This is a genomic window from Rossellomorea yichunensis (genome assembly GCF_032337515.1).
Taxonomy (GTDB): domain Bacteria; phylum Bacillota; class Bacilli; order Bacillales; family Bacillaceae_B; genus Rossellomorea; species Rossellomorea yichunensis.
The window spans coordinates 143740-167185 of record NZ_JAVYAD010000001.1; the positions used below are offsets into that span (position 1 = coordinate 143740).

General features: G+C 41.9%; 22 protein-coding genes. 16 read left to right on the forward strand and 6 right to left on the reverse strand.

Annotation, left to right across the window (positions count from 1 at the left end; translation table 11 throughout):
- Positions 1-572: 572 nt before the first annotated feature.
- From RSX31_RS00755 to RSX31_RS00770, 4 genes are all read left to right on the forward strand, one after another.
- The gene (locus RSX31_RS00755) at positions 573-1316 is read left to right on the forward strand and encodes an ABC transporter ATP-binding protein (protein ID WP_148993311.1); all 744 of its coding nucleotides are present in this window, start codon (positions 573-575) and stop codon (positions 1314-1316) included.
- A complete protein-coding gene (locus RSX31_RS00760; protein ID WP_148994245.1) occupies positions 1309-2535 on the forward strand; it encodes an ABC transporter permease in 1227 nt (408 codons plus the stop codon). Before RSX31_RS00755 ends, RSX31_RS00760 begins: the two co-directional genes overlap by 8 nt.
- 65 nt (positions 2536-2600) lie before the next feature.
- Complete coding sequence (locus tag RSX31_RS00765) at positions 2601-3305, forward strand: EcsC family protein (RefSeq protein ID WP_148993312.1); 705 nt, start codon at positions 2601-2603, stop codon at positions 3303-3305.
- Between the two features lie 152 nt (positions 3306-3457).
- Positions 3458-3865: a DoxX family protein gene (locus RSX31_RS00770; protein WP_148993313.1), complete on the forward strand. Its 408-nt coding sequence runs from the start codon at positions 3458-3460 to the stop codon at positions 3863-3865.
- 44 nt (positions 3866-3909) lie between these two features.
- Here RSX31_RS00770 and RSX31_RS00775 read toward each other — a convergent pair whose 3' ends face one another.
- A complete protein-coding gene (locus RSX31_RS00775) occupies positions 3910-5112 on the reverse strand; it encodes a M20 family metallopeptidase (RefSeq protein WP_315632806.1) in 1203 nt (400 codons plus the stop codon).
- A 99-nt stretch (positions 5113-5211) separates the two neighbouring features.
- Here RSX31_RS00775 and RSX31_RS00780 point away from each other — a divergent pair, with 99 nt between their 5' ends.
- Complete coding sequence (locus RSX31_RS00780; protein ID WP_148993315.1) at positions 5212-5811, forward strand: phosphatase PAP2 family protein; 600 nt, start codon at positions 5212-5214, stop codon at positions 5809-5811.
- Between the two features lie 39 nt (positions 5812-5850).
- On the opposite strand, the gene RSX31_RS00785 is transcribed toward RSX31_RS00780, so the two are convergent.
- The gene (locus RSX31_RS00785) at positions 5851-7248 is read right to left on the reverse strand and encodes a hypothetical protein (protein WP_315632808.1); all 1398 of its coding nucleotides are present in this window, start codon (positions 7246-7248) and stop codon (positions 5851-5853) included.
- Between the two features lie 242 nt (positions 7249-7490).
- Between RSX31_RS00785 and liaF the strand changes: the two genes are divergently transcribed.
- The 3 genes from liaF to RSX31_RS00800 are packed head-to-tail and all read left to right on the forward strand — an operon-like array spanning position 7491 to position 10043.
- Positions 7491-8306: a cell wall-active antibiotics response protein LiaF gene (gene liaF, locus RSX31_RS00790; RefSeq protein ID WP_315632810.1), complete on the forward strand. Its 816-nt coding sequence runs from the start codon at positions 7491-7493 to the stop codon at positions 8304-8306.
- A 36-nt stretch (positions 8307-8342) separates the two neighbouring features.
- Entirely contained in the window at positions 8343-9371 is a 1029-nt protein-coding gene (locus RSX31_RS00795; protein WP_262372522.1) for a sensor histidine kinase, read from the forward strand.
- Positions 9372-9407: 36 nt separating this feature from the next.
- Positions 9408-10043, forward strand: coding sequence for a response regulator transcription factor (locus RSX31_RS00800; protein ID WP_148994247.1), 636 nt, complete (start codon positions 9408-9410; stop codon positions 10041-10043).
- A 96-nt stretch (positions 10044-10139) separates the two neighbouring features.
- Here the strand turns inward: RSX31_RS00800 and RSX31_RS00805 are convergent, their stop codons facing one another.
- Positions 10140-10715 carry a cysteine hydrolase family protein gene (locus RSX31_RS00805; protein WP_148993318.1) on the reverse strand — a complete coding sequence of 192 codons (576 nt, stop codon included), beginning with the start codon at positions 10713-10715 and terminating at the stop codon, positions 10140-10142.
- A gap of 197 nt (positions 10716-10912) precedes the next feature.
- Complete coding sequence (locus RSX31_RS00810; protein WP_315632815.1) at positions 10913-11419, reverse strand: antibiotic biosynthesis monooxygenase family protein; 507 nt, start codon at positions 11417-11419, stop codon at positions 10913-10915.
- A gap of 781 nt (positions 11420-12200) precedes the next feature.
- On the opposite strand from RSX31_RS00810, the gene hemE reads away from it, so the two are divergent.
- The 3 genes from hemE (at position 12201) to hemY (ending at position 15765) form a co-directional block, all read left to right on the forward strand.
- On the forward strand, positions 12201-13232 hold the full coding sequence (gene hemE, locus RSX31_RS00815) for a uroporphyrinogen decarboxylase (RefSeq protein ID WP_315632817.1): 1032 nt from the start codon (positions 12201-12203) through the stop codon (positions 13230-13232).
- A gap of 90 nt (positions 13233-13322) precedes the next feature.
- Complete coding sequence (hemH, locus tag RSX31_RS00820; RefSeq protein WP_315632819.1) at positions 13323-14252, forward strand: ferrochelatase; 930 nt, start codon at positions 13323-13325, stop codon at positions 14250-14252.
- 115 nt (positions 14253-14367) lie between these two features.
- Positions 14368-15765, forward strand: a complete 1398-nt coding sequence (gene hemY / locus RSX31_RS00825) for a protoporphyrinogen oxidase (RefSeq protein ID WP_315633507.1) — start codon at positions 14368-14370, stop codon at positions 15763-15765.
- A 126-nt stretch (positions 15766-15891) separates the two neighbouring features.
- On the opposite strand, the gene RSX31_RS00830 is transcribed toward hemY, so the two are convergent.
- Complete coding sequence (locus RSX31_RS00830; RefSeq protein WP_148993321.1) at positions 15892-17298, reverse strand: LysM peptidoglycan-binding domain-containing protein; 1407 nt, start codon at positions 17296-17298, stop codon at positions 15892-15894.
- Positions 17299-17484: 186 nt separating this feature from the next.
- On the opposite strand from RSX31_RS00830, the gene RSX31_RS00835 reads away from it, so the two are divergent.
- From RSX31_RS00835 to RSX31_RS00845, 3 genes are all read left to right on the forward strand, one after another.
- Complete coding sequence (locus RSX31_RS00835; RefSeq protein ID WP_148968364.1) at positions 17485-18060, forward strand: TetR/AcrR family transcriptional regulator; 576 nt, start codon at positions 17485-17487, stop codon at positions 18058-18060.
- 121 nt (positions 18061-18181) lie between these two features.
- Positions 18182-20380 (forward strand): YhgE/Pip domain-containing protein, encoded by a 2199-nt coding sequence (locus tag RSX31_RS00840; RefSeq protein WP_315632822.1) that lies wholly within the window; start codon positions 18182-18184, stop codon positions 20378-20380.
- A 150-nt stretch (positions 20381-20530) separates the two neighbouring features.
- Positions 20531-21283, forward strand: coding sequence for a FixH family protein (locus RSX31_RS00845; RefSeq protein WP_315632823.1), 753 nt, complete (start codon positions 20531-20533; stop codon positions 21281-21283).
- 62 nt (positions 21284-21345) lie between these two features.
- On the opposite strand, the gene yhfH is transcribed toward RSX31_RS00845, so the two are convergent.
- Positions 21346-21480, reverse strand: coding sequence for a protein YhfH (gene yhfH, locus RSX31_RS00850; protein WP_079533738.1), 135 nt, complete (start codon positions 21478-21480; stop codon positions 21346-21348).
- Positions 21481-21674: 194 nt separating this feature from the next.
- Between yhfH and RSX31_RS00855 the strand changes: the two genes are divergently transcribed.
- Together RSX31_RS00855 and RSX31_RS00860 are read left to right on the forward strand one after the other, a co-directional pair.
- The gene (locus tag RSX31_RS00855) at positions 21675-22409 is read left to right on the forward strand and encodes an MBL fold metallo-hydrolase (RefSeq protein ID WP_315632828.1); all 735 of its coding nucleotides are present in this window, start codon (positions 21675-21677) and stop codon (positions 22407-22409) included.
- A gap of 11 nt (positions 22410-22420) precedes the next feature.
- Positions 22421-23407 carry a lipoate--protein ligase gene (locus RSX31_RS00860; protein WP_148993325.1) on the forward strand — a complete coding sequence of 329 codons (987 nt, stop codon included), beginning with the start codon at positions 22421-22423 and terminating at the stop codon, positions 23405-23407.
- Positions 23408-23446 lie beyond the last annotated feature (39 nt).

The window sequence follows — 23446 nt, forward strand, 5'->3', positions numbered from 1 at the left end:
CATTCTCTTTGATAAACACCTCATTCGCTAGTAGCTTCTGTAGTGATACATTCTTAAGTTAGAATGAAAATTGTTCAATGCGACCATCCCCTTATCTTTTCGCTATTTAAGCAATTCAGACAATAGAAACTGTTAGCCGTCTTGGACAAACACCTCATTTGCTATAAGGATGATATGTGTAAACCATTAGAAACATGAATGACTTTGTGCAATGTGACCATCCCCTTATCTCCTAAGCTTAATAAGCTAATAAAGTAAGTTGATTCAGTCAAAGTGTGCTTTAACAAACACCTCATTTATCAATTTTTTGAACAAATGAATATGGTGAGTGTGTCATTCACTATAGAAGACGACAATCCTTACAGTCGCAAACAATAGTGAAATCGGTTAGCTGGTCTTTAACAACCATCCCCTTTTTCTTATTGTTGGCCCCTTCAAATATTATGATGTGCAAATCGAGTATTGTTATGAATGTTAAAATGTGGAATGAGAAATTGGATTAACAATGCCTTTACCATGAAATTTTGATAAAATAGAGAAAACCATGTAGAAGAGAAAGGACGTTGCTGCTCGTGTCATTACTAGAAATCAAACACCTGGTTGGCGGATATACCCGAAAACCGGTATTAAAGGATATATCATTTTCCATACATTCAAATGAAATTGTCGGATTAATCGGCCTGAACGGAGCAGGGAAAAGTACGACTATCAAGCATATAATCGGTCTAATGGAAGCAAAGCAAGGAGAAGTGTCCATTAATGGTCATACCTTGAAGAGTGATGCCGATCAGTATCGAAAGCAGTTTTCATACATACCGGAAACACCGATTCTTTATGATGAGCTTACCCTTGAAGAGCATTTAAAGCTGACGGCCATGGCTTACGGCTTATCAGAGTCTGAGTATAAAGGAAGAATTGATAAACTGTTGAAGGCCTTTCGCATGGAGAAGAAGATGAGCTGGTTTCCTGCACACTTTTCAAAAGGGATGAAACAAAAGGTGATGATCATGTGCGCTTTTCTGATTCAGCCCAGTCTCTATATCATTGACGAGCCTTTTGTTGGATTAGATCCACTCGGGATTCAGTCACTGCTTGACTGGATGCAGGAGATGAAGCAAAACGGTGCCGGAATACTGATGTCGACGCATATTTTAGCAACTGCAGAAAGATATTGTGACTCTTTCATCATCCTTCATGAAGGGAAAATTCGTGCAAAAGGAACGCTTCAGGAGCTGCGGAAGGAATTTTCCATGGCGGGTGCAACATTAGATGATATTTATATCCAGCTGACAAAGGAAGAATCCCATGATGAATAAGGTGGAAAGTATTTGGAAGAAACGAATTGTAGAGTATAATCAGGAGCTTCAAAAGTATTTGAAATACATGTTTAACGATCATTTACTATTCGTCCTGATTTTTGCACTGGGAGGAGCAGCGTATACATATAATCAGTGGGTAAAAACCCTGGATCCAGCTTTCCCTGCACCACTCATCATGGCGGTGATCCTGGGCTTATTATTGGCATGGAGTCCCGTCTATACGTTCTTAAGAGAAGCGGACGCCGTGTTTCTTTTACCGTTAGAGGGGCGTTTATCGAGCTATTTCACCAAATGCATCTGGATGAGTTTCATGTTTCAATCATACATTCAACTGCTCGTACTGGCTGCACTCATGCCAATGTATGTAGCCGTATCCGGTAGCAGCTTTGGAAGCTTCTTTCCGTTACTTGGCTTTGTATTAGCATTAAAGATATGGAATCTATATGTACGCTGGTTCATGCTGCGCTTTCAGGAAAAGGAAGCTCATTGGACCGACAGCTTTTTGCGGTTTTTATTAAGCGGTTCTCTCCTATTCTTAGTGCTATCGGGCGCTGAATTCTGGATGGTCATCGTTGTTGCCTTCATCATGCTCGGGTATGCGTTGTACTTTTTTCAATCAACAAAAGGTAAAAATCTTAAGTGGGATCTGTTAATCAATCTGGAGCAGCAGCGGATGCTGATCTTTTATCGAATCGCCAATATGTTCACGGATGTGCCTAAGCTGAAAGGGAAGGTGCACCGGAGGAAATGGCTTGATGGACTTGTGCGAACGCCTTTCTCTCAAGCATCGACCTATCGATATTTGTATCTTCGGTCTTTGGTGAGAACAAGTGAATATTCGGGTCTTTACATTCGGTTAACCTTGATCGGAATGCTGCTAATTTATTCGAATTCTTCTTTTATCTTCAGTATTTTGACGGCATTAGTGTTTCTTTACTTAACAGCTTTTCAGCTGATCCCTTTGTTTAAACGGTTTGATTATAAAATCTGGGTTCTCATTTATCCTGTATCAAGGGAATTAAAGAAGTCTTCTTTTCAAAAAATCATAAATCAGGCAATGGTGATCCAGGCGGTTGTGTTTTCACTGCCTCTATTTTTAAAGGGTGCATGGATAGAAGGGTTGATTACGCTACTGGTCGGATTGGCATTTTCACTTCTATTCAGTCAGTTCTACTTAGTGCAGCGATTGAAGAAGATGGATGAAACATTATTTTAGTGAAACGATCCGGCAGGAAGAAACGTATAGATTGAGTAAATAGAAAAAAAGGATGGTGGTTCAGTGTGAACCATGAAAGAGAAGAGCTTGATTCCTGGAAACGTAAATTCAGTAGAAAATCTTCCATCTTCCAAAGGGTTTCTAAACAAGCTCAAACAAAAGTGAACCAATGGATCCCTGAGAAAGCACATAAAGTGGTAACGGAAAGCATCAAGAAGATGGTGGAAGTAACGTTAAAGGGAAGCGAGTGGGTACCCCTTCAGCACGGCTCTGTGAAGTCTTCACTGAAGGAAAGAGAAGCGCTGATGAAGGAACGTATGGAATTTTACCGGAAAGCGGCTACGATTGAAGGAGCAGGAACTGGTGCAGGTGGAATCTTTCTCGGTTTGGCAGATTTTCCGTTGCTTTTATCAATTAAAATGAAATTTCTAAGCGAATGCTCTGCCATTCATGGCTATGATACAAAACAATATGAGGAACGCCTGTTTCTGCTTTATGTCTTTCAGCTTGCATTCTCCAGTGATTCTCATAAAAAACATGTCCTCGACATCATCGAAAACTGGGATGTGGAAAAAGAAAAATTGAAGGGATTGGACTGGCGAACTTTCCAGCAGGAGTATCGGGATTACATTGATTTCGTGAAATTGTTTCAACTCATTCCCGGGGTAGGGGCTGTGGTGGGAGCCTATGCAAACTATCAACTTCTTGATCAATTGGGTGAAGTGGCAAAATATGCTTATCGGATTCGGTACTTTCATGATTTAGAATAGTAGGAGTGAGGAAAGGTCGACGTTATGGTCGATCTTTTTTTTTGAGGGATATTGGCAGGGAAACGGAATACAAACGCATCTTTTTATTTCCTCTGAATATTCAGGTATAGTTAGAAAGTACGTAATCATTATTATAGTGAGGTGTGAAATAGATGAACAAACGCAAGAAAGGATTGAAAGTGTTAGGACTTATTCTATTCTCATTCTTCTTCTTTTTAGCAGGGGTGTTTCACTTTATTGAAGCTCAAGGATTCGCCAAAATGATCCCTGAATTCATACCTCTAAGGGAAGAAATCGTGTATATTACGGGAATGATCGAGTTTATATTGGCAGTACTTCTGCTCATTCCAAAGACTCGTGAAAAAGCAGGGATTATCACTGCGATTTATTTAGTTCTCATCTTCCCCGCAAATATTTATGCGGCCATTAAAGAAATTCCTGCTCCAGGGAAAGAGGAAGCGAATGTAGTACTGCTTTGGGTGAGGTTATTGTTTCAACCGCTTTTGATCTGGTGGGTATTGGTGGTAAGTAAGATTGAAAAAAATCATCGCTTTTATTAAGAGTAAAGGATCAGGCCTTATGGGACCTGATCCTTTATTATGAGTTATTTTGTCACCGTCTCTGAGACAGAATGTCTTTCTTGGTATTGAATGGTAGCAGACGCCAGTGATTTAGCGGCTATCAGGAGAGCCTTTTCGTTAATATCAAACTTGGGATGATGGTGGGGAAAGGCAACTTCAACATTTTCCGGTTTGGCTCCCGTAAAAAAGAAGGTACCCTTTATATGTTCTAAGTAATGAGAGAAATCTTCCCCGCCCATTTGCATTTCAATTTCCTCCACACTATGAACTTCATCAATTGTATCAACACTTTGAATCAACAAATCCGTTTCCCCTGCGTGATTCACGACAGCAGGATATCCGCGTTCATAAACATATTCATACTCACAACGGGCTGAAAGACATGCACCTTTCAGAATCTGTTCGATTTCTTCTTCAATAAAATCTCTCACCTCAGGATTGAATGTGCGGACTGTCCCAATGAGTTTAGTGGAATCGGCAATCACATTAAATGCGTTATCTGCCATAAACGAACCAATTGTTACGACGGCAGGATGAATAGGATTCACTCTTCTGCTGACAATTTGCTGAAGTTCGGAAACGACCTGAGCCCCGATCACGATGGAATCCTTCGTTTTATGAGGTTGTGCCCCGTGACCGCCGGACCCCTTGATGACGATTTCAAATCTATCAGCAGCAGCCATGATTGGACCTGTCCGATATAGAATTTTTCCGAGAGGTTCACTTGACCATAAATGAGTTCCGAAAATAACATCCACTCCATCCAGGCAGCCCGCTTCAATCATGGGTTTCGCTCCACCTGGTGCATATTCTTCAGCATGCTGATGAATAAGAACCACTGTACCTGAAAGCTTACCACGCATTTCATGCAGGGTTTTACCCAATACTAACAGTGTTGCTGTATGACCGTCATGGCCACATGCATGCATAACGCCTGGAACGGTGGACCGATATTCCACATCCTTTTCATCCTGGATGGGGAGGGCGTCAAAGTCTGCACGAAGTGCCACTGTTTTTCCCGGCAGGGTTCCCTCGATTCTTGCTACTACCCCATTGCCACCCACTTGTTCCAGGATCGGAACCCCGATTTTCTTGTAGTAATCAGCAATGTATGCAGCTGTATTTTTCTCTTGGAAGGAAAGTTCGGGATGTTGATGGAGAAATCTTCTAATCTCAACCATTTCTATCCAACGTTCTTCTAGTTTCTGATATAATTCATTCAGCAAGTGCACAACCTCCTAATATTTGATGAATATTACGAATATTATAACACTAAATATTGAGAGGGAAGTGGGTAATTAGAGTGAAATTCAAGGAGGATCAAGATGAAGAAGTTTCAATACATAACGGCCATCATTTCATTTGTACTGTTTATGACAATCGCACATTTTATTTTTTATGAGATGGAGATTTTAGGTGATGAGTACCTCTTGTCCAACATGAGCAACCTTCACTTAATAGAATTGTTTTCCGTAATAGGTACTGAATTAGTGATTGGGATCGCATCCATCGCCCTTATTTTATACCTTTGGTGGGTCAAGAAGGACTTTGTTGGAATCATCACCGTTGTTGTCCTGGTAGCCGGGAGTAACGTTCTGAATAAAACAATCAAAGGTTTGATGGAAAGAGATAGACCTCCATTTTCACATGGCGAGGAAGGGTTCAGCTTTCCTAGCGGCCATGCCATGGTGGGACTTGTCTTCTTACTCGTCATTGCATACTTCATTAGCAGAGAGATCACTTCTACTGGAATGAAAGTGAGCCTCTATATCCTGGCAATCCTCCTTTCCCTGCTGACAGGTCTCAGCAGAATAGTGGAACAGGCTCACTATCCATCAGACGTCGCAGCCGGATACCTACTTGGATACTCCTTTTTCATACTGTGCATCTTTCTCTATGAGAAGCGGCCAAAACAAGAAAAATAGAGGGACGGACCTTGTTTCAAGGTCCGTCCCTCACTATGTTCAAATCAAAAACATCGCCACGATTGTTGTAGCTATTAATCCGATGACGACAGGAAGCATGTTACGCCGTGCGAGTTCGAATGGATCGACTCCACAGATGGCAGCAGCCGGGATGAGGGCCCATGGGACGAGTGTTCCACCGCCGACCCAGATGGCTGCGACTTGCCCGAGGGCGGTCAGGGTTGCAACACCTGACCCAATGCTATCTGCGAATAGATTGGCTACGGAACCTGCTAGGGAGATACCGGAAAAGCCGGATCCATCAAGACCCGTGATCGCTCCAACGGTTGTTAGGGTGATCGCCCCCACTGCTGTAGACAGGGGAACGACGGCAGCCAGTGATGCCCCGAGGTCGTTGACGATTCCTTGAGAGGCTGAAGGAAGGAAGTCGCCGATAATCGTTTGAAACCCTGAATCTCCCAAGTAAAAGAAAGCGGCGATCGGAATCACGGGACCAAACACTTTAAATCCAAACTGAAAGCCATCAATCATGAAGCTCGTCGTTTTCTCCAATCCCTTTCCTTTATAGGCAGCCAATGAAATCAAGAGAAGAATGATGATGGATGTTCCACCGATCAGTGCCGTTGCATCTCCCCCTTGTAGATCAAATAGGACCATAGCGGTAATATCAAGGGCAAATAAAATAGGGATAAGGATGGCAATTGTTCGTTTCCATCGTGTAGATAACAGATTAGTTAACTCCTCCTGATCCTTATCAATAGATGCAATGGCGCTTGAATCCACTTTTAGGATTCCATTTTTCATATCTCGTTTAAGAAATAGAAAAGCGGTGACAGTTGTGACGACGCCCATCACAATAATAAGGGGGATACTTGCAGAAATAACATCTGAGACAGGTATTCCTGCTGCGTCGGCCGTTAACTTCGGAGCTGCCTGAATGACAAAGTCACCTGAAAGGGCGATACCGTGACCGAATAGGTTCATGGCCATGGCGATTCCAAGAGCGGGTAATCCGACTCTAAGGGCGACTGGTACTAACACGGCACCCAGGAGGGCTACTGCAGGCGAAGGCCAGAAAAACCAAGATATAAACATCATCACAAGACCGATTGTCCAGTATGCAAGGGCCGGTGTCCGGATGAACTTTGTAAACGGGCGGATCATGACATCGTTAATACCGGTAGTAGTCAGTCCTTTACTCATTGCTACGATAATGGAAATCACGAGAATGGTAGATAACAATTCCGTTATGGCAAAGATAAAGCTATTAAATATACTACTAATCGATCCGCTTAACGATCCTGTTGCCACCAGGGCAATACTGAAGATTCCCAGGATACATACAATCGTGGTGTCTTTCCGGAAAATCATGAATAGGATGATGAATCCTATGAAAGCTAAATAAATCCAATGAAGAGCCGTTAAATCAATCCCCATTAGAAAAAACCTCCTCTAAATCGTTCCTCAAACTTTAGGCATATGCCCTGATCTGTACTATAGATTATGAAAAAAGTGATAAGGTGTGATTTAGGTTAGAAACATTTTTTCCGTCTCGAGACCGAGGCAGAATCATGCCGATGCTCCTCTATACACGAGTGAAAACAATCTATAATGAATGTAGTAACAGGAATTTATTCATTTATAGCGAAACTAATAGTAGATGTGAAGGTGGTGCTGGTATGAGGTATAGGGGAAGAAAACAATGGTTTTTCTCGTTCCTGTTGATGGCGATAGGATTGTTGTTATTACTATTGAATATTGGTGTCATTTCCTTGGAAATAACGCAGATATTTGTCAATATCATTCCAATTTTGTTGTTGTTCCTTGGCGTGAAGTGGACGGTAGACAGTTTTTTGAAGGGAAGCTTTGGGAAGTTACTGTTTGGACTGTTCAGTATGGTTTTAGGGGGACTCATTATACTGGATGGGTATGATGTAGTGGATTTTGACTATGGAAGCTGGTGGAAACTATGGCCTCTCTTTATTATTGCTATTGCCATTAATAGAGTGGGAAGAAATAAACCCATCAAGATTAGCATAAGCAATGAATCACCAAATAAAGAGGAAGCATCGCAAATAGGATTTGAAAATCAGCCGTTTGGGGAGAAAATCCTTCAAAAAAAGAATAAAATGAACAAAGGTTTCATTGTCGGGGATATACGTTTTTCCGAGCCTAACTGGCCACTGGAAACAATGAATCTTTACAATGCCATTGGAGATTACTATTTTGACTTCAGTAAAGCCTTTATACCAGAAGGGGAAACGCCAATTGATATCAGTGGCTGGATAGGTGATGTAAAGATGATCATTCCAGAAAACCTACCAGTGGAGATCACCTTGAAAGTACAGGTAGGAGATATTAAATTATTTGACCAGAAGTCCGCGGATCTTCGTTCAGAGCTATATTACCGTTCACCTGAATACGAGCTTGCAAGCAAAAAAATCAAACTGAATGTTAATGTGAAAATAGGATCGATTCGAATCAGCCGAGTGTGATCGGAGACGATTTATCCGATAAAAGGAGGTTAGAACATGGAAAAGTCTTCAAACATTCGCAATTGGATCTTTAAAAGCTTTTTCATGATGTCCACCATGGCTGTCTTGCTTTTCTTTATATCCTTGCAAGTCTATCTGTACTTATCTAATAGTCCAGGCATCACTCTTAAAGTATCACTCTATTTAACCATTTGGCTGGCAAGCATTCTTCTATTATTAAGCATTTATTTCGGATTTCGTACTGGATATACATTTAAAAGAAGAATTGATGATATTTCCACCTTTGTAACGTTGCTAAGAAGTGGGAAGTTTTCAGCAAGGGTGGACCGATACGAACACGACGAGCTTGGAATCTTATCGGATGAGTTGAATCAGCTTGCTGTGTTCATTCAAGAACAGGTGAAATCATTGCAGAGATTAGCTGATGAAAAATCCGAGCTTGCCGATCAAGCTCACCAGGCAGCTGTAATGGAAGAGCGGCAAAGACTTGCGCGGGATCTTCATGATTCAGTCAGTCAGCAATTATTCGCGTTGAATATGCTTTCTTCTGCCGCCCAAAAAAGCATGGACACAGATCCTGAAAAGGTCGGGACGATTGTAACACAAGTGGCGGAAATTGCTGGGAAAGCGCAAGGTGAGATGAGGGCTCTCCTTCTTCATTTACGACCAATCGATTTAAAAGGTGAAGGTCTTTGTGAAGCGTTAACCATATTAATTAGAGAATTAAAGGAAAAAACTCAGATTGAAATCGAAGCAAGCCTCGATGGGATTGAGAATCTTTCAAAGGGGACTGAAACCCATATGTTCAGGATTATTCAGGAGAGCCTTTCCAATATCCTGCGTCACTCAGAAGCAACGAAAGTGAAGATTGTGACGGAGAAAAAGGATGGTTATGTCTCACTGTACATAAGTGACAATGGAAGAGGTTTTAACCTGAGAGAAAACAAGATGACATCGTACGGACTTCAGACGATGAGAGAGCGTGCCGAGGAAATCGGGGGATTGTTTCAAATTCGTTCAAAAGAGAAAGAAGGAACGTATATTGACCTGCGGATTCCAGTATAAACCAAAGGGGGAAATCAGGTGGATAAGGTAAAGGTGATGATTGTAGATGATCACGAAATGGTTAGATTAGGAATAAAAACCTATTTGCTTACAGAGGATCGGATCGAATTCCTAGGGGAAGCGAAAAGCGGTAATGAAGCGGCTCAGCTTGCGAAGCTGTATATGCCCGATGTGATTCTGATGGATTTATTAATGGAGAATGGGAATGGTATCGAAGCCACAAAGAAGATCTTAACCTTCCATCCACAATGTAAAATCATTATACTTACAAGCTACTATGATGATGAAAAAGTGTTTCCTGCCATTGAAGCAGGAGCTCATAGTTATTTGTTGAAAACGGCAAGTGCCGAAGAAGTGACATCGGCTATTTATAAAGCGATGAAGGGGGAGTCCGTCATTGCCTCAAAAGTAGCGGATAAAATGATGAACCGCTTCCGCCCTCAGGAAGTATTGCCTCATGAAGAGCTGACGTCGAGAGAAATGGATGTATTGAAATGCCTGGGAGAAGGGATGACGAATCAGGAAATTTCTGAAGAACTTTTCATAGGGATAAAAACTGTTAAGACTCATGTAAGCAATATCCTGAGTAAGCTCGGAGTGGCCGATCGTACCCAGGCAGCAATATATGCGAATCGGAATGGGATATTATACAGTAATAATACAAAAAAATAGGCAGACTTTCACTAAAAATAACGCAAAGGGGCTTAGTCAAAGGGAATGGTATCACTCCCCTTGACTAAGCCCCTTTTGCGGGAACAGAAAAGTTACTTAGAAAGTAACAGGTTTGCTAAATTTGAATCGTGAAGATAGTATGGTTTCTGTTGAAGAGATGGTGGCGAATTCATGATGAAGATTAGCCAGCGACAGACCGTGAACAATTTCAGCAGAAAATAAAGAACCATCATACGAATACGTTTCGAAGCATGCTGTGGCATCAAAAGGAACAGTCACATCATAACCTAAGTTCTGTGCCATGCGAACCGTAGTGGATACACAGTGATTCGTCGTAAATCCCATCACTACAAGGTATTTGAACTTTTCCCTCTTTAAATATAAATCCAGGTCCGTATCGATAAAGGCGCTGTTGACATGCTTAATGATTTGCTTTTCGTTTCGTAAAGGGCGGAATTCGTCTATAAAATCGAAACCTGAGCAGCTTGAATGCAGTTGTGATTCCATATCATTGGAAGAATGCTGTACATGAACGACCGGACATGACTTCTCTCTCCAGGCGCGAAGAAGCTGAAAGGCGTTTTCTTCCATACCAGGATTATTTCGCTTTCCCCATGAAGGATGACTAAATGCCTTTTGAAAGTCAATCAGAAGCAAACACGTTTGACTCATTGGTACTCAACTCCTTTCATATAGGGTGTGTTGTAAATAAATGCAAAGTAAATATCTATGCCAATACGATAAAGTATACTGTTAATAATTTGTAATTATGTATGTACACTTTAAGTGTAATTGTTAAGTTTGGGGGACCGGCGAGTAGTTGTCATTCAGGAAAATAAAAAGCTGCCTCGGATCGGGCAGCTTATGTATTACTCTTGACCTGTTACATGATATTCACTTACATAGGAAGCGCGGGGGAAAATATCCTTCTTATTATCAATTCCTTCTTCCGTCCCGCGCTTTTCATGTGCTTTTTTGTATTGTTCTGACTCCTGCCAGGCAATGAAGTTTCTCTCGTCTTCCCATAGTGTCATAATCACATATGTATCCGATTCTAATGGACGAAGAACACGTATGGCCGTAAAGCCCGGAACTTCTTCGATCAGTCCTGCCCGATTTTTAAAGCGGTACTCAAATAGCGGACGGCCTTCATCTGTAACCGGAATATTATTGAACACTACATACCCTTCATTTACAAGCTCACCAGATTGATCGACGATTTCATATTTGCGTGGGGATTCAAAGACACTTTCTCCAGTTGTCTCATGAAGCAGCATGGCATCTTTCCCTTGCAATAAGATCATTTTTTCATCTGTATGCCGATCCATTAATTTTTGCAGAAATTCATGCGTTCCCGTTGTTATATACACCTTCATCCAAATCACCTCAATTAATTTGTTATCTCTATTATACTCTTCCCTAATCCTTTGCTCATGTAACATGGTTTCTGGATATTTTTTCATCCCCTTTGAAAATCGGCAAATTTATGACATTTTCCCTTGATAACTATACAATTCTCATTAAAACGTCTATAGTTTAAAAGGGTTACAATTCGTACGGTCATATTATAAGGTTCTATTCGAAAAGGATCTGTCTAGGGCTCTGTCAATCAATGTGCGCTGGATGGTGAGGGGAACTGCTCCGCTTGCAGCTAGCGTTCGGCCGAGCCTCCTCAGCGTAGCCGAACGGGGTCTCGGCATGCCCAAAATCCGCCGGAGTCTACGCAGTTCCCCTTACCATCAAAATGAGACTTTTCGTGACAGAGCTGAAAGGTGACAAAAACGAGCTAATAGAAACTAGAATTTCTTGTTCTTAAATGGAAATGGACCACGGCTCTCTTAATAAGAGATTGCATTCTAAAAGTTAGTATTTTTATTTTTATAAAAAACCTCATACTGAGAATGTTGATTGGAGCGGAAGGTGCTCGACTCCTGCGGGGAAAGCGGGACAGGTGAGACCCCGCAGGCGAAGCCGAGGAGGCTCACCGCCCGCCCCGCGGAAAGCGAGCATCTGTAGCGGAAATCAATTACTACTATCTTCTTTAAAATCACCAAACTTTACGAAAGAACCGATTGAAAATAGTACAATTTTAGAATCTACTCAAATTAGTATACAATGGAATAATGGAGTTACATAGAAAGGTGGACGAACAAAGGTATGAAACAAATGAATGATACATTTTTACGAGCAGCAAGGGGAGAGAAGACGGACTATACTCCGGTTTGGTATATGAGACAAGCTGGGCGTTCACAACCTGAATACCGCAAAATCAAAGAGAAGTATTCTCTGTTTGAAATTACACACCAACCTGAGCTTTGCGCATATGTGACAAGGCTGCCGGTGGAACAATATGATGTCGATGCAGCGATCCTATATAAAGACATTATGTCACCACTTCCTTCTATAGGAGTGGATGTAGAAATCAAATCAGGAATCGGCCCCGTGATCGATAACCCGATTCGTACGACAGCGGATGTTGAAAAGCTTGGAGAAATCGATCCCGAAAATGATGTTCCTTACGTATTAGATACCATTAAATTATTGACTGTTGAGCAATTGTCCGTGCCGTTGATCGGTTTTGCAGGTGCACCTTTTACAATGGCAAGCTACATGATTGAAGGCGGCCCATCGAAAAACTATAATAAAACAAAAGCGTTCATGTATGCAGAGCCACAAGCCTGGTTTGCTTTAATGGATAAACTGGCAGCTATGACAGTGACGTATGCGAAAGCTCAAATCAAAGCAGGTGCGTCTGCTTTTCAAATTTTCGACTCATGGGTCGGGGCATTGAATATCCAAGATTATCGTACATTCATTAAGCCGGTCATGGAGAAGATCTTTACAGAATTGAAGGAAGAGAACGTACCATTGATCATGTTTGGTGTTGGTGCAAGTCACTTGGCGAATGAATGGCATGACCTTCCTCTTGATGTAGTCGGATTAGATTGGCGCCTGCCGATTAATGAAGCAAGAGAAAGAGGCATTTCCAAAACGGTAATGGGAAATCTGGATCCTGCGATTCTGTTAGCTCCTTGGGAAGTGATCGAAGAAAGAGCCAAAGAGATCCTTGATCAGGGAATGGAGCTTCCTTCCCACATCTTTAACTTAGGACACGGGGTATTCCCGCAAGTTAATCCGGACACATTAAAGCGTCTGGCAGCTTTCGTACATGATTACAGTGCCAGGTAGAGCACATTCATACGTGTGCAACCATGGATTCATATGAAGAAACATGGCACAATAATGGAATGTATGATACTGATAATGAGGTGAAATGGTATGACAAAGAAGAAAATGGGTCTATTGGTGATGGCCTATGGAACTCCATATAAAGAAGAAGATTTGGAACGCTACTATACTCACATCCGACATGGAAGAGCTCCCTCTGCTGAACTGCTGGAAGACCTCCGTGGGCGCTATGAAGCCATTGGTGGGATTTCTCCACTGGCAAAAATCACCCTGGATCAAGCGAAGAGTCTTGAAGAACATTTAAACAGCATTCAGGATGACATGGAGTTTAAAATGTATCTTGGTCTGAAGCATATCGAACCTTTCGTGGAAGATGCGGTTGAACAGATGCATAAAGACGGCATTCAAGAAGCCGTTTCGATTGTACTTGCCCCTCATTTTTCGACGTTCAGTGTTAAATCCTACAATGGACGCGCGAAGGAAACAGCAGAAAAGCTGGGTGGGCCTCACATTACATCCGTTGAAAGCTGGTATGATGAGCCTAAATTCATTCAGTATTGGATTGACAGAGTGAAGGAAACCTATGCAAGCTTGTCGGAAGAAGAGCGTAGCAATGCTGTCCTGATCGTATCTGCTCACAGCCTGCCCGAACGCATCCTGCAATCAGGCGATCCATATCCGATGCAATTAGAGGAAACAGCGAAGATGATTGCAGAGGGCGCAGGGGTGAAGGATTATGCAGTAGGCTGGCAAAGTGAAGGAAACACTCCTGATCCATGGTTAGGTCCTGACGTTCAGGATTTAACCCGTGACCTTTATAAAGAAAATGGATACAAGACATTCGTCTATACGCCTGTAGGCTTCGTATCCGATCATCTTGAAGTTCTATATGACAACGATTATGAATGTAAAGTTGTAACAGATGATATTGGAGCTTCGTACTATCGTCCGGAAATGCCGAATGCCAAACCTGAATTCATCGATGCAATGGCAGATGTCGTGTTAAAACACCTTAAATAATTTCTCGTTTTTGGCTGAAACAAAGGAAGGACTGAAGCATATGAGTTCACTCTCACCGCTTTAGTCCTTCTCTATTGTTCAATAAGATATATTGTTAAAGAAGGCGATGAACGTGTTGGGACAACAAAATAAAAGAGTCGTGATCATAGGTGGAGGGATCACCGGATTAACGACTGCGTACTACCTGCAACAGGAAATAAAAGATAAATACCTTCCCATCGAGGTGAAGCTTGTGGAAGCAACCCATCGACTCGGCGGAAAAGTGCATACCTTGAAAAGGGACGGGTATGTGATCGAAAAGGGACCGGATTCATGTTTAGCCAGCAAACCTGCAGTTTCCCGCTTAGCGGAACGCCTGGGCATCGAGGACACACTCATTCGGAACCGTAAAGGCACCTCCTATGTGATAGCGGGAGGTGAGCTGTACCCTATACCCGGGGGATCCCTCGTAGGTATTCCAACCCAAATCGCTCCCTTCATTACGACCAGTCTGTTCTCGTTGACTGGTAAAATGAGGGCTGCCGCTGATTTCGTTCTTCCCCGATCACAGGAAATGGAAGACCAGTCATTGGGTAAATTCTTTCGACGAAGAATGGGGGATGAAGTTGTTGACCATTTAATTGAACCTCTCTTAACAGGCATCTTTGCCGGGGATATCGGTCAATTAAGCCTAATGTCAACCTTCCCGCAACTGTATGAATTAGAACAAAAACATCGTAGTTTAATAGCAGGCATTAAAAAGAGCGGCCAATCTGTAAACTCGAATGAAAAAGGGAACTTCCTGACATTTACAGGAGGACTTCAATCTCTGATCGATGCCATGGAATCAGGATTGAACCCGTATACTGTATACAAGAGCATGAAAGTAACCAGCATAGAAAAAGAAGACAGCAATGTTTACACGATTACCTTCGCAAACGGAGAGCAGTTGGAAGCCGACAGCGTAATCGTCACCACACCTCATCATGTAGTACAATCCATGTTTCCCACGTATCCTTTTTTAACCTTTTTAAAAGAAATGCCGGCTACATCCGTGGCAACCGTAGCAATGGGGTTCGCACAAGATGCCATCAAAAAAGACATCGCCGGCACGGAATTCCTTGTATCAAGAAACAGTGACTATTCCTTGACGGCGGGAACCTGGACCCATAAAAAATGGCCACACACTGCCCCGGAAGGAAAGGCACTATTGCGATGTTACCTGGGTAAATCCGGTGACGAAACCATCGTCGATTTATCTGATGATGAAATTGAGCAGATTGTCCTTGAAGATCTGAGCAAGATCATGGATATAGAGGGTGAACCTGAGTTTACAATCGTGTCCCGTTATAAGAACTCCATGCCTCAATATACAGTAGGCCACAGGGAACGGATCCAGGGTATGTATGAACAAGCTGAAGCAAGTCTGCCTGGATTATTTATCGCCGGGAGTTCTTATGAAGGAGTAAGTATTCCTGACTGTATCGTACAGGGGGAAAAGGCTGTATCGAAAGTAATGGAGTATCTGGAATAGGATACGTGAGACCGCCAGGGTTGGCGGTCTTTTTGATTCTAAAAAGATTGGGGAACTAATAGGGGATTTTTCTTCAAGCTGAACCACCGTAAAGACACCTCCTGCAGACAACAGGAGGTGCATCACTCACTTCACAACCCGATACCTGGAATGCTGCAGCATCCAATTCTGAGGAAATGCAGATCCCAAAACCCAGTAACTTAAACCTCGCAGTCTATACTCATCCACCGTTTTCTGTTTGGCGAGCATGCTTCGTGCGTCTTCAAACCAGACTTCATGCTTTTGGCCGGTTTCATCCCAATAGGTGAAATAAGGGGATTGATAAACGTCGTTGTATTGAATCCTTACACCATATTTGCTTGCGAGATCAAGAGCTCCTTGAGGGGAGACCGTTTTGGCGAAGGTTCCGTCGACCCATGGAACTTTCCAGTCCCGTCCGTAGAGGGGTGCGCCCATCATGATTTTGTTTCTCGGGATGACGGTAACGGCGTAATCAAGTACTTTCTTCACTTCATTGATCGGGGCAATCGCCCAGGGTTTGCCGCCTGCCCATCCCCATTCGTATGTCATGAGTACTACAAAGTCGACAATTTCTCCGTGTGCTTTATAGTCATGGGCTTCATATAAAAGTCCTTTTTGATCACCTTTAATTTTAGGTGCAAGGGCCGTCGACACAGAGTATCCTTTAGGTTTTAGTGCTGCAACGGTTCTTCTTAAGAAAGTATTATAATTTTCCCGGTCCTCGGGGAAAACATATTCGAAATCAAAATTTAAACCTTTATAGCCCTTCGACTCCATTTTCTTTAAGATGGATGAGATTAAGGTGTTTTGCAGAGTTTCACTTCTTAGAATGGTGGCGACAAGATCAGAGTCGAATTTTCCACCTGTAAAATTTGTGAGAACCAGTAAAGGGTCGACGTTTTGGCTGTATGAGGCTGAAATAAGAGCACGATCATTTAACTCAGTGACCGAACCGTCTTTTGTAATGGAATACGTAAAGGGAGTCAGGTAGGTGAAATAGCTGCCCAAACCGTTCACTTCTGCTACTCCTTCACTGTCTGTCCGGGTAATATAGGCATTTACTTCCGTCGTGAGTTTCGTGTTTGGAATCCTGATTTGCTGGTTTGGATAAATGAGAGAGGGATTCGCAATAGAATTGGCATTTAATACTTCCTGCAATGGGACTTTATAGTTATAGGACATGGTATAGAGAGATTCACCTGACTTTACTCTATGAATAAAGGAAGGCATAACGATCAATTGACCGACGAATAGCATGGCAGGATCGGAAATCTGATTGTAATCGATCAATTCTTTTAAACTTATATTGTACTTTTGGCTAATGCTATACAAAGTGTCCCCTGATTGCACGATGTATTCTTTTAAAGGTTCCGGAATGAGAAGACTTTGTCCAATCACGAGAATATTTGGGTTTTTTAATTGATTTCCGTAAGAAATTTGATTGACTTCGACGCCATATCTCTGTGCGATCGACCAGAGAGAATCCCCGCTTTTGACAACATAAATATTCATAAGACACCTCCTAACAAACCTTATCTTTATAGCCTATTCAGAAGGGCTTATTCTATATGAAAGATGAATGGTATACTAAAAGAAAAAATCACTTGTGTATTGGCAAGTGATGTGATAAATTTAATAATGTTAACAAAGTGACTAAATTACAAATTTGGTCAAATGGTCAAATTGAGGGGTGTGTTCATGGCGATCGATCGAAAGAAACAGGTTCTGGAGGCTGCGACAAATTCGTTTTCATTGTTTGGGTATAAAGCCACGACGATGGATCAAGTGGCAAAATTAGCGAATGTGGGAAAAGGAACGATTTATACGTTTTTTAAAAATAAGGAAGAATTGTTTGATGAAATTGTATCATCGTTAATCATTGAAATGAAACGGGAAGCGGAAGAAGTGATTGATCCGCAGGAAACCTTCTCAGAAAATGTTCATCGTGCATTGTTCCGCATGCTTGAATTCAGGAAAGAGCATAAGCTGACCATCAAGCTTTATCAAGAAGCCAGGGAAATGGGAACTCCTGCTGTATCAGAAGTCATTGATCGCATGGAGGAAGTGGTCATCGAATTCTTGAGTCAACGAATTGAAAAAGCGATTGCCTCAGAAGCGATTAAGCCATGTAATCCTGAAATGACCGCCTTTGTTATGTTGAAGATGTACGTTTCACTTATTTTCGATTGGGAACGGGCACATGGTCCACTTGATAAAGATGAAATTGCCAATCTCTTTGAACTATATTTAATTCAAGGGTTATCGAAACGATAGTCCTTCATTTTTGGCAAAGAATGACTAAATGAATAAAATAGTCATTTATTTTTCGCACTGAAATGACTATTTGAACTAATCGGTCAATAATTCAAAATCAAAAAATAATTGGAGGAAAAACATGAAGAATTCATTTATAGGTTCAGAATTCAAAGCGATTTTCAAAAATAAGAAACTTCTCATCCCGATTCTCGCCGTTCTTTTCATCCCTGTTTTGTACAGTGGTATGTTCTTATGGGCATTTTGGGATCCATATGAACAGTTGTCAGACTTACCTGTGGCTGTTGTAAACAGCGACAACGGAGCAGAGTTTGACGGGAAGGAATTGCATATTGGTGATGACCTAGTAGATAAATTGAAGGAAAGCGATCAATTCGACTTTCATTTTATCGATAAAGAAGAAGGCTACAAAAATTTAGAAAAGCAGGATTATTACATGCTCGTTGAGATCCCGGAGGATTTCTCTGAAAACGGAACTACATTATTAGCAGATAATCCTAAAAAACTTTCTCTGAAATATGTACCGAACGAAAGCTTTAACTTCCTGTCCGCTCAAATCGGTGATACAGCGATGAAAGAAATCAAAGCAAGCCTTTCGAAGTCAGTTTCTGAAACATACGCTGAGACCATGTTTGATAAAATTAAAGAAATGGGAGATGGCTACCAGACAGCCAGTGACAAAGCTGGCGAAATCAATAATGGGGCTATCGATTTATCTCAAGGTGCCAATAAGTTAAAGGATAATTTAGCCGTCTTAGCCGAAAAGAATGTTGAGATGAATGACGGTGTGGCGAAAACTCGTGCAGGTGCCGCTGAACTTGCCGAGGGTTCTAAAGAATTATCCGACGGTGTCGGCGTCATGAATGATAAATCACAACAATTGTATGAAGGAACAAAGGATGTCCAATCAGGGATTGATGCACTTGCAGCTGGAATCGATAAAAGTAAGGCTGGTTTAGAGCAGGTGGATGCAGGTCTAAATAGCGCAGTGGACAATACAGCTAAACTGCACGCCGGATCACAAAACCTGGCAGAAAAAATCGGTGCTCTCCAGGGTGGAGCGGATAGTGCCAAAGCAGGAGCACAAGCCATTGGAGCAGGGGCGACAAAGCTTGAAGAACAACTGGCACCATTTATGGGAAGCCTTCCAGAAGAAAAACAGAATGAGTTACAGGCTGCAATCGATCAGATTAAGCAGGGGGCAACCGGTCTTCAAACAGGTACCGGGGCACTGAGTACGGGTGCATCCGAGCTTCAAAAAGGAGCGAATTCTCTTGCTGGAGGAATAGGGGAATTAAATAAAGGTCAAATGAAACTACAAGGTGGAATCGACCAGCTTGTATCCGGCTCAGCCCAGCTTGATCAAGGATCCAATCAGCTTCAAGCAGGTCAGGGTGAAATTGTAAAAAACTTTGGCATATTAAATGATAAGCTTGGTGAAGTATACCAAGGAACAGTAAGTGTTGCTTCAGGAGCAAATGAATTAAGCACAGGTCTTAACAGAGTATACAATGGTTCCACTCAATTAACAGACGGGTCTAAGAAACTTGCAGATGGGTCAACAGAATTAGCAGAAGGCTCAACGAAACTGTCAGATGGAACGACGGAATATGAAACGAAATTAAAAGACGCGGCCAAAGAAGCCAATAGCGTCAAAGCAAATGGTGATACGTACGATATGATGGCTGCCCCGGTAGATGTGAAAAATGAGAAAATCAATCATGTTCCAAACTATGGAACTGGTTTTGCTCCTTATTTCTTATCTCTCGGATTATTTGTCGGAGCACTATTAATTTCAATTGTGTATCCATTGAAAGAACCAGCAAATCGTCCATCAAGCGGGATGAGCTGGTTCATGGGTAAATTCACTGTTCTTACAGCAGTAGGGATCATTCAATCATTGATTGCAGCAGGCATTTTGCTGTTGGGTTTAGGTCTTGAAGTGGAAAGTGTACCATTATTCTTACTTTCTACGATCATTACGAGTCTTACATTCCTTGCCCTCATCCAAATGCTTGTAACGATTTTAGGTGATCCAGGACGCTTTGTAGCGATTATCATATTAATCCTTCAATTAACTACAAGTGCAGGGACATTCCCATTAGAATTAATCCCGACTGCTCTGCAGCCGATCAGTGCATTGTTACCAATGACATACTCAGTGGCAGCATTTAAAGCAGTCATTTCAAGCGGGGACTTTGCCTTCATGTGGCAGAACCTCTTCATCCTGCTGGGATACTTCGTTGTGTTTGTCGCAATGACGTCTGTATTCTTTGTAGGGCTGTTCAAGAAACAATATACAAAAACTGTAGAAGCTTAAGGAAAAAAAAGGGAGATGTCACACACATTTCCCTTTTTTTCTTCATAAAATGGACAAACCATCCGTAAGCATGAGAGTGTATACTAATTGTTGAGAAGTACATAATGGTGAGACACTTAAAAAAGAAGAATGTCTAAAGGAGAGTTTTGGATGAAGAAGGTAAGCTTGTTTGTTTTGGTAGGCTTTCTCGCATTGTTTATCGCAGCATGTGATAATTCAAATGAAGATAACGGAGCAAAAGAAGATGAGAAATTGGAAGCGATTGAAGCAAAGTTAGACGTGCCTGAAAAAGGAGAAAAAGGTGAAACCGTTTCTCTTTCGACTAAAGTCACTCAAGGTGATGAGAACGTCGATGACGCTGATGAAGTGAAATACGAGATTTGGAAAAATGGTCATAAAGAAGAAAGTGAAATGATCGAAGCTAAGCATGATAAAGGCGGAGTATACAAAGCTGAAAAGACGTTTGAAGAAGACGGCATGTATACTGTGCAAGTCCATGTAACAGCCCGTGATATGCACACCATGCCAAAAGCTGAAATTCCGATTGGCGAAGTAGAGGCAGAGGAACATGGAGAGGAAAGCGAAGACGGTCACCACGGTCATCACGAAAGTTCTGTTTCCATTCATCTTATGAAGCCTGATGTGATTAAAATGAATGAAGAAGCAGAAATGAACGTTCATGTGGAAAATGAAGAAGCGGCACTGGAAAAAGCAGAAGTGCGTCTGGAAATTTATAAAGAAGGTCAAGAGAAACATGAGTGGGTCGACCTAACAGAAGATGAAGCAGGTAAGTATAATGGTTCGTATGCTTTCCCGGAAGAGGGTACATACAATGTACAGGTTCACGTGACCAAAGGTGAGGAAATTCACGAACACACAATGCAAACAGTGAAAGTACAATAAACATAAAAAGGATGCTCTTCACTTTGAAGAGCATCCTTTTTATTACCCCTTATTCTTCATTATCAATACTCGTAATCAGTCGTACATTTCTCGCAATAAATGCCGTAGCATTCATGCTGTTCCTCAATTGTATCTCCACATTGTGCACAAGACTTAGGCGGCAAATTTCGAAAGAACTCCACAATATTTTTTACCATGTTAATCACCCTCCGTAAATTTTTTCACCCATCAATTGTTTGTGTTATATAACTGATGTGTTAATTTATTTTATTGTATTATAACAGTATGTATTTCGTCAACGATTAATTCAAAAATAGGCGAAAAAAATGAAAAAATAGGCACAATGAAGTATAGTAGGGGTACATACTAAAGTGAAAGGCGATGTTCAAAAATGAAGCTAACCGTTATTGGACAATGGGGCGGCTATCCGAAAGCAGGAGAAGCGAGCACCGGGTATTTACTTGAGCATAATAGCTTCAAACTGCTTATTGACTGTGGCAGTGGTGTACTGTCCCATCTGCAACATCACGTAGAGGCTACCGATTTAGATGCGGTCCTTCTGTCCCACTATCATCCAGATCATGTAGCAGATATAGGTGTACTACAACACGCTTTATTGATTCAATACTTCCTGGGGAAAAATAAAGGTACATTACCTGTGTATGCCCATAAAGAAGATCAACGGGGGTACGATACGATTACATATAAAGATTTAATGAAAGCCCATGAATATAAGGAAGATACATCATTATCGATTGGCCCTTTCACGGTAACATTTGTGAAGAACAGACACCCTGCGCCGTGCTATGGAATGAGAATCGAAGCAGACGGCAAATCGTTGTTCTACACAGCAGACTCGGCTTTCAAAGAGTCATTTGTTTCATTTGGGAAAGACGCAGATGTACTGCTCTGTGAATGCAATTTCTATGGAGGGATGGATGCCTCGAACGCTGGTCACATGACGAGTCTCGACGCCGGAAATCTTGCTCAAAAAACCAATGCAAGAAAGCTCATACTGACGCATTTACCGCATTTCGGTGAACTGGAGTCCTTGGTAACAGAAGCGAAAACCATGTATAACGGCGAGGTACTGTTAGCGAAAAAAGATATGAAAGTAGATATTTAGGGGGAAAAAGGATGTTATTTATCGATAATAAAGGGATCACGGATCCGAGGGTCAATCTTGCTATTGAAGAATATGCACTGAAGAACTTAGATATTAATGAAAGCTATTTATTATTTTATATAAATGAACCTTCCATCATTATCGGGAAGAACCAAAATACGATCGAAGAGATTAATACAGACTATGTGGAGAAGCAAGGTCTTCATGTCGTTCGCCGCCTTTCTGGTGGGGGAGCGGTCTATCACGACTTAGGAAACCTGAACTTCAGCTTTATCACGAAGGATGACGGAGAGAGCTTCCACAACTTCAAAAAATTCACTGAGCCTGTTGTAACAGCCCTTCATAAGCTGGGGGTGAAGGCGGAACTTAGCGGACGTAACGATATTATCGCAGAAGGCAGAAAGATTTCCGGAAACGCCCAGTTCTCCACTAAGGGTCGGATGTTCAGCCACGGAACGCTGCTGTTCGATTCCGAAATGGAAAACGTCGTATCAGCTCTACGGGTGAAAAAGGACAAGATTGAATCAAAAGGGATCAAGTCGATCCGAAGCCGTGTGGCCAATATTTCTGAATTTCTGTCAGAAAAAATGACCATCGAACAATTCCGTTCAACCCTTCTGGATTATATTTTCGACGGAAGCGACGTAGAAGAATATGTCCTGACGGAAGAAGACTGGAAGAACATCCAAGAGCTTTCAAAAGAACGCTATCAGAACTGGGATTGGAACTACGGTAAATCACCGAAATTCAATCTCCAACATTCTCACCGCTTCCCGGTCGGATCCATTGACGTCCGTCTGGAAGTGAACAAAGGGAAAATCGATAACTGTAAAATTTTTGGTGATTTCTTCGGAGTCGGGAATGTAGAAGACATTGAAGAAAAACTAACAGGCACACGCTATGAACGAAAAGACATTGCCGGAGCTTTAGAGGGCGTTGATATTCAACACTATTTCGGGAATGTGACGAAGGATGAATTTGTGGATTTGGTGTATTAACGATTAATAACTCTCCTTTAATGAGGAGGGTTATTTTTT

Coding starts and splice junctions, on each gene's coding strand:
- RSX31_RS00785 (WP_315632808.1), bottom strand. CDS start 7,248: ATGGGGATTGATTTAACGGCTCTTCATTGGATTTATTTAGCTTTCATA.
- RSX31_RS00795 (WP_262372522.1), top strand. CDS start 8,343: ATGGAAAAGTCTTCAAACATTCGCAATTGGATCTTTAAAAGCTTTTTC.
- RSX31_RS00760 (WP_148994245.1), top strand. CDS start 1,309: ATGAATAAGGTGGAAAGTATTTGGAAGAAACGAATTGTAGAGTATAAT.
- RSX31_RS00780 (WP_148993315.1), top strand. CDS start 5,212: ATGAAGAAGTTTCAATACATAACGGCCATCATTTCATTTGTACTGTTT.
- RSX31_RS00800 (WP_148994247.1), top strand. CDS start 9,408: ATGATTGTAGATGATCACGAAATGGTTAGATTAGGAATAAAAACCTAT.
- RSX31_RS00840 (WP_315632822.1), top strand. CDS start 18,182: ATGAAGAATTCATTTATAGGTTCAGAATTCAAAGCGATTTTCAAAAAT.
- RSX31_RS00830 (WP_148993321.1), bottom strand. CDS start 17,298: ATGAATATTTATGTTGTCAAAAGCGGGGATTCTCTCTGGTCGATCGCA.
- RSX31_RS00810 (WP_315632815.1), bottom strand. CDS start 11,419: ATGAAGGTGTATATAACAACGGGAACGCATGAATTTCTGCAAAAATTA.
- RSX31_RS00845 (WP_315632823.1), top strand. CDS start 20,531: ATGAAGAAGGTAAGCTTGTTTGTTTTGGTAGGCTTTCTCGCATTGTTT.
- liaF (WP_315632810.1), top strand. CDS start 7,491: ATGAGGTATAGGGGAAGAAAACAATGGTTTTTCTCGTTCCTGTTGATG.
- yhfH (WP_079533738.1), bottom strand. CDS start 21,480: ATGGTAAAAAATATTGTGGAGTTCTTTCGAAATTTGCCGCCTAAGTCT.
- RSX31_RS00805 (WP_148993318.1), bottom strand. CDS start 10,715: ATGAGTCAAACGTGTTTGCTTCTGATTGACTTTCAAAAGGCATTTAGT.
- hemH (WP_315632819.1), top strand. CDS start 13,323: ATGACAAAGAAGAAAATGGGTCTATTGGTGATGGCCTATGGAACTCCA.
- RSX31_RS00855 (WP_315632828.1), top strand. CDS start 21,675: ATGAAGCTAACCGTTATTGGACAATGGGGCGGCTATCCGAAAGCAGGA.
- RSX31_RS00770 (WP_148993313.1), top strand. CDS start 3,458: ATGAACAAACGCAAGAAAGGATTGAAAGTGTTAGGACTTATTCTATTC.
- RSX31_RS00860 (WP_148993325.1), top strand. CDS start 22,421: ATGTTATTTATCGATAATAAAGGGATCACGGATCCGAGGGTCAATCTT.
- hemE (WP_315632817.1), top strand. CDS start 12,201: ATGAAACAAATGAATGATACATTTTTACGAGCAGCAAGGGGAGAGAAG.
- RSX31_RS00835 (WP_148968364.1), top strand. CDS start 17,485: ATGGCGATCGATCGAAAGAAACAGGTTCTGGAGGCTGCGACAAATTCG.